The 14,797-nt window shown below is 63.5% G+C and carries 9 protein-coding genes; 4 read left to right on the top strand and 5 right to left on the bottom strand.

Annotated features, from left to right (window positions below):
- Nucleotides 1-1,502: 1,502 nt before the first annotated feature.
- Nucleotides 1,503-3,131 carry a glucan 1,4-alpha-maltotetraohydrolase domain-containing protein gene (locus E0D86_RS12370; RefSeq protein WP_218568025.1) on the bottom strand — a complete coding sequence of 543 codons (1,629 nt, stop codon included), beginning with the start codon at nt 3,129-3,131 and terminating at the stop codon, nt 1,503-1,505.
- A 442-nt stretch (nt 3,132-3,573) separates the two neighbouring features.
- On the opposite strand from E0D86_RS12370, the gene E0D86_RS12365 reads away from it, so the two are divergent.
- The 3 genes from E0D86_RS12365 (at nt 3,574) to malE (ending at nt 7,362) form a co-directional block, all read left to right on the top strand.
- Entirely contained in the window at nt 3,574-4,863 is a 1,290-nt protein-coding gene (locus E0D86_RS12365) for a maltoporin (RefSeq protein WP_131650335.1), read from the top strand.
- 160 nt (nt 4,864-5,023) lie between these two features.
- Nucleotides 5,024-5,947 carry a MalM family protein gene (locus tag E0D86_RS12360; RefSeq protein ID WP_131650334.1) on the top strand — a complete coding sequence of 308 codons (924 nt, stop codon included), beginning with the start codon at nt 5,024-5,026 and terminating at the stop codon, nt 5,945-5,947.
- Nucleotides 5,948-6,114: 167 nt separating this feature from the next.
- Nucleotides 6,115-7,362: a maltose/maltodextrin ABC transporter substrate-binding protein MalE gene (gene malE, locus E0D86_RS12355; protein ID WP_131650333.1), complete on the top strand. Its 1,248-nt coding sequence runs from the start codon at nt 6,115-6,117 to the stop codon at nt 7,360-7,362.
- A 36-nt stretch (nt 7,363-7,398) separates the two neighbouring features.
- Here malE and E0D86_RS12350 read toward each other — a convergent pair whose 3' ends face one another.
- The 4 genes from E0D86_RS12350 to E0D86_RS12335 form a co-directional block, all read right to left on the bottom strand.
- The gene (locus tag E0D86_RS12350; RefSeq protein ID WP_131650332.1) at nt 7,399-8,730 is read right to left on the bottom strand and encodes an MFS transporter; all 1,332 of its coding nucleotides are present in this window, start codon (nt 8,728-8,730) and stop codon (nt 7,399-7,401) included.
- A gap of 49 nt (nt 8,731-8,779) precedes the next feature.
- Complete coding sequence (locus E0D86_RS12345; protein ID WP_131650331.1) at nt 8,780-9,106, bottom strand: AzlD domain-containing protein; 327 nt, start codon at nt 9,104-9,106, stop codon at nt 8,780-8,782.
- Nucleotides 9,088-9,831, bottom strand: a complete 744-nt coding sequence (locus E0D86_RS12340; RefSeq protein WP_131650330.1) for an AzlC family ABC transporter permease — start codon at nt 9,829-9,831, stop codon at nt 9,088-9,090. Before E0D86_RS12340 ends, E0D86_RS12345 begins: the two co-directional genes overlap by 19 nt.
- 357 nt (nt 9,832-10,188) lie before the next feature.
- A complete protein-coding gene (locus E0D86_RS12335; protein ID WP_131650329.1) occupies nt 10,189-10,758 on the bottom strand; it encodes a GNAT family N-acetyltransferase in 570 nt (189 codons plus the stop codon).
- Between the two features lie 489 nt (nt 10,759-11,247).
- On the opposite strand from E0D86_RS12335, the gene E0D86_RS12330 reads away from it, so the two are divergent.
- Nucleotides 11,248-14,718 (top strand): PAS domain-containing hybrid sensor histidine kinase/response regulator, encoded by a 3,471-nt coding sequence (locus E0D86_RS12330; RefSeq protein WP_131650328.1) that lies wholly within the window; start codon nt 11,248-11,250, stop codon nt 14,716-14,718.
- Nucleotides 14,719-14,797: the final 79 nt, after the last annotated feature.

Genomic DNA, 14,797 nt, shown 5'->3' with positions numbered 1-14,797 from the left:
GCCTTCTGCTGCCGATTGGCCTGCTTGTCGCGGAGCCAGGCGTAGTACTGACCCACCGCGCCCGCGCCGGCGGTATCCATCTGTCGCTGAATGTCCTCGAATGGCGGGCGGAAGCTGTGCACATAGTCGGTTCGGCTGTCTTGATGCGGAGCGAGGTCCATCAGCACGTTGTCGAGCTTCTTCTGCAGGTCGGGCAGGCGTTCGGCGATCTTCACCCGGGCTTCGTCGAGCTTTTGTGTAGAGGCGCCGCCGATCGCGTCGAACAACAGGGCCTCGACCTGTTCGAGCGGGATGATGAAATGCTTGATCGAATAGGCCGCCAGGTCGTCGCCAGTGACGAACTGAGCTTGCAGCAGGTCCTGCTTGAGCCGCGAGAACTGCAACTGCAGATCACGCAGCGCCACGGCATTGCGGTCGACACGCTCGAGCAGGCCGCGATGCGCGCCGATTAGCGCCAGGCTGCGGCGGTCGAGCTCCGGCAGCATGTCGCTCAGTCGCTGTTTGGCGTCGGTATGCCCCGGTGTCAGGCCTTCGAGCTGGCTTAGCAGTTCGACTGATCGTTGGTGTAGTGCCTGGTGCCGCGTGGTGAAGGCGGCCAGCTGCTCCGGCCGGTCTTCGGCAAGGGCATCGGAGAGGTTCTGGGTCAGGCTCTGCAGCGTACTGAAGAAGCTCTCACTGACCAGCAAGCGGGAAGCGGTGGTCGAGATCTGTTCGGCATTGCCCTGCAGGCGGGTGACGGCGACCAGGCTGGTCCCGGCCACGAGCACCAGCAACGCCACGAGCGCAGCGATCAGCACATACAGCCGCGGCAGAAAACCGAGCCGAAAGACGGAGAAGCGAGAATGGGCGGACATGTGAGCTCCTGACGCGACAGCGAAACGCGATGGCTTTTTGTTATTGCGTCAGGATTGTCCGGGCTGCTCGACAGGACATCCTCCCCGAGCGTTATCGACAGGGAGGAGTGAATAGGCGTAGTGACCTCGGTGGGCTGAAGCGGAGCGCCGCCCGGTCCACCCTACCCCGTGCGGTCGAGCGTTAATCGGTGGGCTGAAGCCCACCCTACAGTGCGGTCCCATTCCGTAGGGTGGGCTTCAGCCCACCACGATGTCCGACTCAGAACGAGCCGCTAGTGCTCGCCCCGGCGGCAACCTGGACGCTGTTGTTGCCGCCCGAATCCCACTGACGTACCTGGGTGGGCCCACCCTACCCGTGCGGCCGAGCGTTAATCGGTGGGCTAAAGCCCACCCTACAGTGCGGTCCCATCCCGTAGGGTGGGCTTCAGCCCACCATGATGTCCGACTCAGAACGAGCCGCTAGTGCTCGCCCGGGCGACAACCTGGACGCTGTTGCTGCCGCCCGATTCCCACTGACGTACCTGGGTGGGCCCACCCTACCCGTGTGGTCGAGCGTTAATCGGTGGGCTAAAGCCCACCCTACAGTGCGGTCCCATCCCGTAGGGTGGGCCGGGCGGCGCTCCGCTTCAACCCACCACGATATCCGACTCAGAACGAGCCGCTGGTGCTCGCCCCGGCGGCAACCTGGACGCTGTTGTTGCCGCCCGATTCCCACTGACGTACCAGCGTGCCGTCAGCCTCGTTGCGTACGATGCACTTCCATTCCACCGCGTGCCCGGCCGGCAAGGCGATGGTGCCTTTCCAGGTTGGGTAGGCGCTGGTGTCGGTCAGGCGCACCGCGTTGGCCGGGCTCCAGTTGCCGAGCTGGCTGACGTTGCCGACGGCATAAACGCTGTCGCCCATCTGGGTCACGCCGTTGTCGCAGCGGAAGTTGACGCTGACCACGCTGCCATCGTCGCCACCGCCGTTGCCGTCATCCCCGCCCGTACTGCCAGTCGTCCAGATCCGCAACTGGCCGTTGTCCTGATTCAGCGCCTGGTTGAAGCTCCCGCTGCTGACTTGACCGGGATTGCTCAAATTCGATCCGAGCGCTATCACCAATGTCTGCGCGGTCCCGCTGACGGTCGCCACCAGCCCCGAATAGCCGTTGTGGAAGCTGATCGCCGAGTCGGCTTTCACGCCTGCGGCGCGGCGGATCTGGATCAGTTGGCGGATCAAGTCGCCGTGCCCCCAGTCGTACATATGCGACCAGTACACCACCGGTGTGCCGGGGCTGGAGAGAATATAGGCGTAGGCTTGGCGCACCAGATCATCACGCAGTGCCCAATGGTGCTGACCGCCGTTCTGCCCCGGCGAGTAACCGGTGTCGTGGTTGTCGACGAAGGTCACCGCGACTTCGCGCCAGCGCGCGTCCGGGTTGCCGTTGAGGCCGTTTTTCCAGTCGGCGATAGAGCCATTTTGCATGCGCTCCTTGAGGGCGAAATCGAACACCGGACACTTGGCGCGATCGGACCAATCCTTGATCACCTGCTGCCAGCTGGCGGTGTTGCGCCAATCCCAGCTCGGGTATTCGGCCGGCGCCTTCCAGAGTTCGCCGACACAGAAGGCGTTGTCGTTGGCCGCGCTCATCCAGCTGTCGACCCGCTCGCCGGCGTAGCCACGGACGAAGTCGAAGCGAAAGCCGCCGGCGCCATAGTTGCTGCGCAGGTTGGCGAACTCGTCGCGGAACATGCCGTAGACCTGCGGGTTGGCCGTATTCAGGTCGGCATCGCCGCCCATGAAGCGATCACCATCATCGCAATCGTTGGCGTAGTTGCCGGGGTCGGTGCAGTCGTGGCGCCAGAAGCCCTGGCCGCCCGGCAGGTTGATTTCCTTGTCCGGGTAGCCACGGTTCATGTGGTTGGGCACTGCGTCGTAAAGCACTTTCACCTGGGCGTTATTCAGCGCGGCGGCGGCCTGCTTGAGCTGGGCGTCAGTGCCGTAGCGGCCGTTCTTGTTGAAGTCGTGCCAGAAGTAGCCTTCGCCGCCGCCGGACTTGGCGCCATCGCTCCAGCTGGAGAAGTCGCGCCAGGGCACCGGCATCCAGATCGCGCTAAATCCGTCGGCGGCAATAGTCGGCGCCATGCTGCGCAGCGTGTTGTACCACTGGTTGGGCGATTCGCGGACGACGTTCCAATGAAAGCCCTGGAGGATGATTTCATCACCGCCGTGATAACGAACCCCGGCCGGGCTCTTGCCGGCCAGATCAGCTGCCTGAGCGGTGCCCAGGGTCAGCATCAGGGAGGAAACCGCCAAGGCCAGGCGGGCAGGAGACAAGCAATATTTCATCGAAGTAGCTCCACTTTTTGTAATTGTCGTGAGCACCCGACTGCGGGAACCAGCTCCCCGGATGACAGGGCGCAAGCGGCGCCAGAACACCGCCCGCCTGGCCAGACTGCCGCGCCAGGCGCTCTCGCCATACCTCCCCCCTGGCTTTTTTCCCGGCTTAGTGGCCAGGCGTAATGCGCACCGATACGCACACCACTGCCCCTCCTCCCCCGCTACGCCCCGCCGCTCCGCCTCGAAAAAAAACGGTCGGGAGGATGTTGCGAACGTCGTCGATCCGCAGGCTTTCGTCACCGCCAGCCCGATCCGGATACGACCGGGGCGATGTTGGCGCCACGGCTGGCAGTACCTAACTGGCCGCACTGCCCAACAACAAGAACAAAGGACTTTCGCGATGAACCCGCAACAATCCATACGTCTTCTGCAACCCACCCTGCTCTGCGCTGCCATATTGGCGGCCATGCCGAGCCATGCGGTGGATTTTCATGGCTACCTGCGCTCCGGTGTCGGCGCTACCGCTGGCGGTGGCGATCAGGCGTGCTTCCAGGCAGCCGGTGCGCCGGCCAAGTACCGCCTGGGGAACGAGTGCGAGACCTATGCCGAAATCGGTCTGGGCAAGGAGGTCTGGAAGGAAGGCGAGCAGAGCTTCTACGTCGACAGCATGATCGCCTACAACTCGCGCCAGGCTAACGACTGGGAAGCGACCCGCACCGATACCAATGGCAATGCCAACAACCCCTTCGATGAAGGCGGTGACGTGGCCATACGCCAATTCAACGTGGTCGGCCACAACCTGATCGCGAGCCTGCCGGGCGCCGATATCTGGGCCGGTAAGCGCTACTACAAGCGCCACGACGTACACATCAACGATTACTACTATTGGGACGTATCCGGTCCCGGCGCCGGCATCGAAGACATCGACCTGGGCTTCGCCAAGGCCAGCATCGCCTGGATCCGCAACACCGACGGCGAATGGACCTATCAGGGATCGGGCACCGGCACCAACATCGCCAACGACACGCTGGACATCCGTCTGGCCGAGATCGACGTCAATCCCAACGGCAAGCTCGAAATCGGCTACGACTACGGCAAGGCCAACCTCACCGACGAGCAGGAAAGCGACCCAGGCTTCACCGACCAGAAAGGTCACCTGGTCACACTCGAGCACACCCAGGCCAGCTGGTTCGGCGGCTACAACAAGCTGGCGGTTCAGTACGGCACTGACGGCATCATCGGCAGCAGCGGTCGCAACAGCACCGGCAACAGCGATGGCGACATGCTCCGCCTGGTCAACCAGGGCGTGGTCGGCATCACCGACAACATCGAAATGATGTACGTGCAGATCTATGAAGACCGCGACTTCGACAACGACTCCGGCCAGAAATGGCTCTCCTTCGGTGTGCGTCCGGTCTACAAGTGGAACGACACCATGAGCACCGCCCTGGAGTTCGGCTATGACCGCGTCGACCCGCAGGCCGATGGCGAGCGCAGCCGCGATCTGAAAAAGCTCACCCTCGCCCAGCAGTGGTCAGCGGGCCGCAGCTTCTGGGCACGTCCGCAGATTCGCGTGTTCGCCACCTACGCCCAGTGGGACGGCGGTCGCTACCAGGCTGCCAGTGAATCCATCGACGCGGGCGACGACGATGGCCTGACCTTCGGCGTCCAGGCCGAAGCCTGGTGGTAATCGCCTGAGTGTCGGCGGCGTGCGGCGGTCTCTCTCCTCCCGCTGCGCCCGCCGGCACTGGGCACGCTTCTGACTTTCCGCTCCCACCGTTTTTGACGGTGTGTTTACCCCGACCATGGCTGGTCGGGGTCTTTTTCGATTGGCGACTGGAGTATTACCCATGAGCAATCTGCGATTTCCCTTGCTTGGCCTTGCCGTCGTTCTGGTCACCGGTTGCGGCAGCGATCCCCTACGCCGTGTGGATGCCCTGGCGCACACGTCCGCCCCGCTGGAGCTATCCATGACCGACGCCCGCCAGGCATTGGCGAGTGCGCCGATCTGCTGCGACGCGATCGAAAACCTGCCCTTTCAACCGATCCCCGTGAATTTTTCCGGTGACGTGACGCTGGACGCCACGGCTCCGGCCTACCGCTTCGACAGCGGCAAAAGTTTCTTCCGCGCCTTCGCCCTGCCCAAGGACAGCAAGTCCTTCGAGGTTCGCCTTTACAGCCAGGCCGGCAAGACCGTACTGGCCCCCAGCGCCATGCTGCTCGACAGCCGCTTGCGCCCCACGCGCCTGCTCGATGCCGACGATTTCACCTACGCCCCCGCGTCCGGCCTGAAAGGCGACAGCCTGGATGCCCGCCTGCGCATCGACCGCACCTACCTGGACAACCCCGGCAACGAGTACTACCTGGTGCTCTTCACCGGCGAGCAGCAGACACAAGGCCAAACCACTCTCGAACACCCGGCCAAGGCCTACGCCAAGGCGCTGGGCAACGAGCCGCCCAGCCTTCCCGATCCGGTGGCGCAGCATGCGCCCACCGGCGTGATCAAGATGGTGCTGATCGAAGACAAGGTCGCCGGCCAACAGGCCAACACCTATGTGCCGGCTTACAGCATCGGTCGCGAGATGGGCAACGATTTGCCATCAGTACCCGCGCCCGCGGTACTGCCCGAAACCCAGGCCTATTACCGCCAGGGCATCGATGCGGCATTGGCGGCGAAGGATCTGGAGCGCGCGCTGCGCCTTGCTGACGAAGCCGCGCGAATCGGCGATCCAGAGGCCAAGGTCTATCTGCTCGAGCGCATCGAGATCAAGTGAATCGGTCGCCAGGCTGTCGTCGGTATCGCGCCGCGTCTGCCTGAGCCCATCCCTCATAACAAGGACGTAGCGGACCGGCCCTGCCGTTCGGCATGGACCGGTGCGGATTGGCGATGCGCAACTGCGCACGGCCAGCCGCCCGCATGCCGTCATGCAAGGAGGCATCCATGATCGCTTTGTTCAACGCCACGACGCTTTCGCTTCTTCTGCTCTGCCTGTCTGGGAACGCGCTTGCGTTCGAACGCGACAAGCTGCTGGTCTGGGTCAATCAGGACAAGGGTTTCAACGGCGTCGCCGAGGTCGGCAAGCGTTTCCAGGCCGACACCGGCATCACGGTCGAAGTCGCCACGCCGGACGACCTGGCCGCTCGCTTCGACCGTCAGGCCAATACGGCCAAAGGGCCGGACATCGTTATCTTCGCTCATGACCGCTTCGGCTCCTGGCTCGACGCCGGGCATCTGGCCGCGTTGTCCCCGAGCCCGGCCGCGCTGCAGCGCACACCGGCCTTCGCCTGGGAAGCCGTCAGCGTCGCCAAGCGCATCTACGGTTACCCGCTGTCCACCGAGGTGGTCAGCCTGATCTACAACCGTGACCTGGTGCCAACGCCACCGCGAACATGGGGCGAGGTGATCGAACTGGACCAACGATTGCGCGCCCAAGGCAAGCGCGCCATCGAATGGGACTACGCCAACCTCTACTTCTCCTGGCCGATCATCGCCGGCAGTGGCGGCTACAGTTTGCGCAAGCGCAACGGCTTGTATGACTTCGACGATCCGGGTATCGCCAATTCCGGGGCAATTGCGGGCTTCAGGCAGATTCAGCAGTTGCTCGAACTCGGCGTGCTGTCACCGGAAGCCAGCTATGGCCGAATGATGGATGCGTTCAAGGCAGGCGAGCTGGCGATGATGATCAATGGCCCCTGGGTGTGGAATGAGTTGCGCGCGGCGGGGCTCCGCTTCGGTGCTGCCGACGTGCCGGGCATCGATGCCAACCATCCCGGCAAACCCTTCGTGGGCGTCGTCGCCGCCGCGGTCAATGCGCACAGCCCGAACCAGAAGCAGGCACAGCGATTTCTCGACGACTACCTGACCACCGCAGAGGGACTTCGCAGCATTGATGCCGACAAGCCGCTGGGCGCGGTAGCGAATCTGGAACTGCTGGAAACGCTGCAGCATGAACCCTTGATCGCGCATACCTATCGCTCGGCCACCAAGGGGGAAATCATGCCCGACGTACCGGAGATGAAGCGTTTCTGGGCATTGTTCGAAAGCCGCCTGAAGCCGATGCTGCTCGGCGAGCGGCCAATCCCGGCAACGCTCGAAGAAATCAGCGGTCGCCTGAGCCAACATGCCCAGATGCAGAGCGTGCGCCGCCGCTTCTACCCCATCGCCCAAGCGAGCGACTCAGCGCCCTGAGCGCAACAGCCGGCCCGCTAATTTCCCAGCGCCTGTTCAAGGCGCTGAACTGCGCTCACCCAGCAGCCAGAGCCGGAAGCGCACCGCGAATTCCGGTACCGAGCTGAAAATCCAGCCGGCAACTAGCACGTTGAGCAGCGCCACGGCGAGAAACAGCTGCGGTATCGACAGCCCGGCTACGGTCAGAATCAGGATCGAGAAGATCGCCGAAATCACCATGAACAGCGCATTGAGGATGTTGTTCGCCGCCACCACGCGCGAGCGCTCCTCCAGCGCGGTGCGCGACTGGATCAAGGCATACAGCGGCACGATATAAAGCCCGCCGAAGGCGCCGAGGCCAAGGATATCGATCAACACCCACCAGGCCCGCGGCTCGGCCAATAGTGCCGTCCAGTCCCGGATTTCACTGGCTGCCGGCACGCTCGTCGCGTGCCACCAGAGCAGCACGCCGAACAGCGTCAGGCCGATCGAACCCAGCGGCACCAGGCCCATCTCCACGCGATGCCGCGACAGCCGTTCGCAGAGCATCGAACCCAGCGCGATGCCGATCGAGAAGACTGACAGGATCAACGTCACCACACCCTCGTCGCCCTGCAACAGGTCACGAGAAAACGCTGGAATCTGTGTCAGATAGACCGCGCCTAAGAACCAGAACCAGGAATTTCCCACCATCGCGCGCGACACGGCGCGCTGCTGGCCCAGCCCCAGGCGCATGATCCGCAGCGACTGGCGCAGTAAGTTCCAGTCCAGGCGCAGGCTTGGCAGCGCCGCCAGCGAAAACGGAATCTTCCGACTGGCCAGATAACCGATCACGGCCAGCAGCACCACGGCCACCGACACCCGCATGGCGTAATCGCCACCGGACATCAGCACGCCAGCGGTGATGGTGCCGCCGAGAATCGCCAGGAAGGTACCCATTTCCACCAGCGCGTTGCCGCCGACCAACTCATCGCTATGCAGTTGCTGCGGCAGGATCGAATACTTCACCGGCCCGAACAGCGCCGACTGCGTGCCCATGCAGAACAGCACCACGAGCAATAACGGCAGATTGCCCAGCAACATCCCCACGGCGCCGACCAGCATGATCAGGATTTCGGCGAACTTGATTCGGCGTATCAGCCACGCCTTCTCGTACTTCTCACCGAACTGGCCGCCGAGCGCGGAGAACAGGAAGAACGGCAGGATGAACAGCAGCGCGCAAAGATTCACCAGCAAGCTGACGTCGGCCGTGGTGCCGAGCTTGTAGAGAATGGCGAGCACCAGCGCCTGCTTGAACACATTGTCGTTGAACGCACCGAGCAGCTGCGTCACGAAGAACGGCAGGAAGCGCCGCGTACCGAGCAGACGGAACTGGGAATGCTGGCTCATCGGAAACCCCCGCGGCTACGCTCGCCCCGCACGAGATCCGCCCCGACGCTCACAGCGGCAGCTGCCCGAACGCCCAGCGTAAAAGAAAGAAACTCAGCAGCCCGCCGCCGATGGTGGCCAGCAGGTTGCGGCTGATCGCCGCGATGAAGATTGCCAGCAGGCCAGCCAGCAGATAGGCGTTGTCCCACGCCAGCGCCCATTCGCCCTCCGGCATCAGCATCGCCGGCACGACGATGGCAGTCAGCACGGCCACCGGCACGTAATGTAAGCCCTGCTCCACCAGACGCGGGAAGCGCAGGTCGGGCCAGGCGAAGAAGCTGTAACGAATCACGAACGTGATCGCCAGCATGCCCAGAATCAGCAACCAGATTTGCATGGGTTCGCCTCCTTTCGTGCATCACGTTCGGCTCGCCGTTCGGCTCGCTGTTCCAGCCAGACACCTACGACGATGCCGGCCAGTGCCGCGGCGATCAGGCCCAGCTTGTAGGGCAGTTCCCAAGTCAGCAGCGCCACGGCGGCGGCCACCAGCGCGGACGCCACTTGCGGGCGGGTGCGCATCATCGGTACGGCGATGCCGATGAAGGTCGCGATCATGGCGAAATCCAGGCCCCAACTGGCGACATTCGGCACCGCCTGACCGAAGGCGATGCCGGCCAGCGTCGCCAGTTGCCAGCTCAGATACATGGTCAGCGCCGCGCCGAGGAAGAACCAGTGCTTGTGCGGCGACGCGTCGTCGCTGGCATAGCGGTGCTGAATGACCGCAAAGGCTTCATCGGTCAGCCAGAAGGCCAGCGGCACCCGCCAGCGGCTGGACAAATGCCGCACGAACGGCTGCAGCGCCGCGCTGTAAAGCGCGTGGCGCAGGTTGACTACGAAGGTCGTCAGCAGCACCACGGCCGCGCCAACGCCACCGGTGATCAAGGTGATCGCAATAAACTGCGCGGAGCCGGCGAACACCAGCGCCGACATGCCGATGGTCTGCCAGGTCGAAAGTCCGGCCCCGATGGAGAGCGTGCCGAAGATGATGCCAAACGGGATCGCACCGACGATCAACGGAAGAATATCGCGGCAACCGTGCCAGAACTCTTGCGAGCGGGACATCGAGGCTCCTTAGGTGTGCACCGCAAACGATAACGAGCTACGCGCCGCCATCGCGGTCGGAGCGTAGGGAATTTTGAAGACGGGCTGATGACCACAGGACAACCCGCCCGTGGAAACGGCAGACATTACCTTATGTCGGCGCCTGACGGCGACGGGCGTGCTTCTCGTGGAGTTAATGACGAGGGCCGGGGCCGCTTTCCCCTCCCCCAACCCTCTCCCCGGTGGGGAGAGGGAGCTGAAAGCGGGTCCAGGAGGTGCCCTGAGCTACTGGGTTGGTCCGCAGCATTTCATCGCCCGGCAAACACCACCTGTAAAGCGGCTGGAGCACATCAGGCGAGCAAGCACGATGCTGACTGATCAACCAATAGCCCGCGCCTCCAACATACCCCTGACTGCCGGCCATTCTCGATCAGTGATGCTGTAGAGCACCGTGTCGTCCAGGCGGCCGTCGGCGAGGCGGCGATGGTTGCGCAGCACGCCTTCGCGCTGTGCACCGAGCTTCTCGATGGCGCGCTGGGAGCGCAGGTTGCTGGCGGCGGTTTTCAGTTGCAGGCGTACCAGTTGCCACTCATCGAAGGCGTGTTTGAGCAGCAGGTATTTGATCGAGGTGTTCAGCCCAGTGCCGTGCTCGGCTTTGTCCAGCCAGGTCCAGCCGAGTTCGCCAGCCGGCAGCGACGGATTGAAATCGGCGAAGCGAGTCGTCCCGATGATGCGCTCGGCCATGCGCAGGGTGAACGCCACCGCGCGACCGTCGCGCTGTTCGCTGAGCGCGAAACGATACCAGTCCGGGCGTAGCGGCCCGTTGAGGTAAATCAGCTCGTCGCGGTTACGCTCGGCGAGCTCGACCAAGGCCGGGATGTCGGCCTCTGCGAGCGGGTCCAGGCGCAGAGCGCCTCGCTGCAAAGTGACCGGACGCGGCATGAACATCGAGATTCTCCTATGTGGGCACGCTTGTTGTGATCACGGCGCAGGCGGTAAGTGCCCAGCGGCCATCCGCGTCAGCTGACAATGGGTACAAGCCAGCCCGGACGCGCGTGCCGAGACACCGAATCAGCCACCACAGCAGTAAGCCGCAGGCAAGCCAGTATTTGTCTAGTCCGGTACTTTCGCCCGTTGCGCCCGCGACGACCAGCCTCATGCGACGATGGTCGCAGCCGCCACACGCCGATCGCTTTTACTGCGAAACTTTACACATTGATCTATCACCAAGCGGCAGCCTTCGGTTATCCAAGACTTGCCGAGCATGAGCTGTCGCCGAGCGGTAATTCCGGTCCTGAAACAGTCGCATCGCACCGGCTGACCCTGATCAGCCGGTGCGAACGTACTGCTATACCGGCTATCGTCTAAGCGCAGCCCGGCTCGGCATGACGACCGGCCGGGCTGGAGCCTGCTACTTATTTGCTGTCTGGAGTTTGCATGTCATTGTCCGGTGGGTTGATCGCGCTGGTCGCCTTTACCTATATGGCCGTGCTGTTTGCCATCGCGTTCTATGGCGATCGAAACCGCGCGCATATGTCACCGCGTGTACGCGCCTGGGTCTATAGCCTGTCGCTGGCCGTCTACTGCACCAGTTGGACCTTCTTCGGCGCCGTTGGCCAGGCAGCCGAGCAGCTCTGGTCATTCCTGCCGATCTATCTCGGGCCCATCCTGCTGATGCTGCTGGCGCCCCAGGTGATCCAGAAGATGATCATAATCAGCAAGCAGGAGAACATCACCTCCATCGCCGACTTCATCGCCGCGCGTTACGGCAAATCGCAGACATTGGCGGTGGTGGTGACGCTGATTTGTCTGGTGGGAGTGCTGCCCTACATTGCCCTGCAGCTCAAAGGCATCGTGCTCGGTGTGAACCTGCTGATCGGCAAGCACAGCGAGGCCGTCGCCGGCTCCGGCACGCAGGACACGGCACTGATCGTATCCGTGGTACTGGCGCTGTTCACGGTACTGTTCGGCACGCGCAACCTGGATGTCACCGAGCACCATCGCGGCATGGTGCTGGCGATCGCCTTCGAGTCCCTGGTCAAGTTGCTCGCGTTCATGGCAGTCGGCGCCTTCGTCACCTTCGGTCTGTATGACGGTTTCGGCGACCTGTTCAATCAGGCTTACGTTTCCACGGAACTGACCGGCTTCTGGGAAGAAACAGTCAACTGGCCGGCCATGCTGGTACAGACCACCGTGGCGCTGATGGCCATCGTTTGCCTGCCGCGACAATTCCACGTGACGGTGGTGGAGAACATCGAACCGCGCGACTTCCGCCTGGCGCGCTGGGTCTTTCCGCTGTATCTGGTGCTGGCCGCGCTGTTCGTCATTCCAATCGCACTGGCCGGACAGCTGCTTCTGCCGAGCGGAATCAGCCCCGACTCCTTCGTGATCAGCCTGCCGTTGGCCGAAGCTCACCCGGCGCTGGCAATGCTGGCCTTCATCGGTGGCGCCTCGGCCGCGACCGGCATGGTCATCGTCGCCAGCGTCGCGTTGTCGACCATGGTGTCCAACGACATGCTGCTGCCTTGGTTGTTGCGCCGCAAAGAAGCCGAGCAGCCTTTCGAGGTGTTCCGCCACTGGATGCTGTCGGTGCGCCGCATTAGCATCGTCGCCATCCTGCTGCTGGCCTATGTCAGCTACCGCCTGCTCGGCTCCAGCGCCAGTCTGGCGACCATCGGCCAGATCGCCTTCGCCGCCCTGACCCAATTGGCGCCGGCGATGGTCGGTGCGCTGTACTGGAAGCAGGCCAACCGGCGTGGTGTGTTTGCCGGCCTCACTGCCGGCGCGATGATCTGGGTCTACACGCTGATTCTGCCGCTGCTCGGCTGGCCGCTGGAGATGTTTCCCGGCCTGCAATGGATGTACACCGCCGAGCTGCCGTTCGGCGCCAGCGCCCTGACGCTCGGCGTGACGCTGTCTTTGGTGGGCAACGCGACGCTGTTTTTCTGGGTCTCGATCCTGTCCCAAACCCGTGTGGCCGAGCACTGGCAGGCCAGCCGCTTCATCGGCCAGGAGATCCACCCAACCGCCAGCACGCGCCGACTGCTGGCCGTGCAGGTCGAAGACCTGCTCTCGCTGGCCTCGCGCTTCGTCGGTGCCGAACGCGCGGAGCTCAGCTTCCAACGCTTCGCCCGCCGTCATGGCCATGATTTTTCGCCCAGGCAACAGGCCGACGGCCAGTGGATCGCTCACACCGAGCGGCTGCTCGCTGGTGTCCTCGGCGCCTCCTCGACCCGCGCGGTGGTCAAGGCCGCGTTGGAAGGCCGTGACATGCAGGTCGATGACGTGGTGCGCATCGTCGGCGAGGCATCGGAGGTGCTGCAGTTCAACCGCGCACTGCTGCAGGGCGCGATCGAAAACATCACCCAAGGGATCAGCGTGGTCGACCAGTCGCTGCGACTGGTGGCCTGGAATCATCGCTACCTCGAGATTTTCGAATACCCGGACGGGCTGGTTTACATTGGCCGACCGATCGCCGACATCATCCGCTACAACGCCGAGCGCGGCCTCTGCGGTCCTGGCGACGCGGACACCCACGTGGCCAAACGGCTGTACTGGATGCGCCAGGGTCGCGCGCACACCTCCGAGCGGCTGTTCCCCAACGGTCGAGTGGTCGAACTGATCGGTAATCCGATGCCCGGCGGCGGCTTCGTCATGAGTTTCAGTGACATCACCGCCTTCCGCGAAGCCGAACGCGGCTTGAAGGACGCCAACGAAGGCCTCGAGCAGCGGGTCATCGAGCGAACCCAGGAACTGTCGGAGCTGAACAAGGCGCTGACCGCAGCCAAGAGCACGGCCGAAGCGGCCAATCAGTCGAAGACACGCTTTCTCGCCGCAGTCAGCCATGACTTGATGCAACCACTGAATGCGGCGCGGCTGTTCTCCGCCGCCCTTTCGCACCAGCACGACGCCCTGCCCCGCGAGGCGCAGGATCTGGTGCGCCATCTGGATAGCTCGCTGCGCTCGGCCGAAGACTTGATCTCGGATCTGCTGGATATTTCCCGCCTGGAAAACGGTCGCATCACGCCCGATCGCCACCCGTTCCCGCTGGCCACGCTGTTCGACACGTTGAACACCGAATTCACCATGCTCGCCGCCGAGCAGGCGGTCGATTTCAAGGTGCATGGCAGCCGGTTGCGGGTCGACAGCGACATACGCCTGTTGCGCCGGGTGCTGCAGAACTTCCTCACCAATGCCTTCCGCTACGCCAAAGGTCGCGTGGTGCTGGGCGTGCGGCGGCAGGGCGAGTCCCTGCGTCTGGAAGTCTGGGACCGCGGACCGGGAATTTCCGAGGACAAACTGCAAGTGATCTTCGAGGAATTCAAACGCCTGGATAGTCATCAGACCCGCGCCGAAAAAGGCCTGGGGCTGGGCTTGGCGATTGCGGACGGTTTCTGCCAGGTCCTGAACCACCCGCTGTCGGTACGCTCCTGGCCAGGCACGGGCAGCGTGTTCAGCGTAACGGTTCCGATCGCGAGCAATGTAGTCCGCCAGGCCAAGGTCAACGGCAAGTCCGAAGTACAGCAGACCGCACTGACCGGCATCCAAGTGCTGTGCATCGACAACGAAGACAGCATCCTGGTCGGCATGCAAAGCCTGCTTTCACGTTGGGGATGCCAGGTGTGGACCGCCAGCAACCGAACCGAGTCCGAGGCGTTGCTGAAGGACGATATCCGGCCACAGCTGGTGCTGGTGGATTATCACCTTGACCACGGCGAAACCGGCCTGGACGTCATGGCCTGGCTGCGTGCCCGCCTCGGCGAGCCGGTGCCCGGTGTGGTGATCAGTGCAGACGGACGCCCAGAGCTGATCGCGGCGGTGCATGCGGCGGGGCTGGATTTCCTTGCCAAGCCGGTCAAGCCGGCAGCACTGCGGGCACTGATGAGCCGGCACGTGCCTTTGCATTGAGCGAAATGCCCTGCTCCGCACCGATCCACTTTCGTAGGAAGCGCACCCTCGGCCTTATCCCAGCACAAGAGCCAATGCT

It is taken from the genome of Pseudomonas sp. IC_126, from assembly GCF_004331835.1.
Taxonomy (GTDB): Bacteria; Pseudomonadota; Gammaproteobacteria; order Pseudomonadales; family Pseudomonadaceae; genus Stutzerimonas.
The sequence above is the reverse complement of the archived record's forward strand: the minus strand, read 5'-3'. Positions and strand labels throughout refer to the sequence as shown.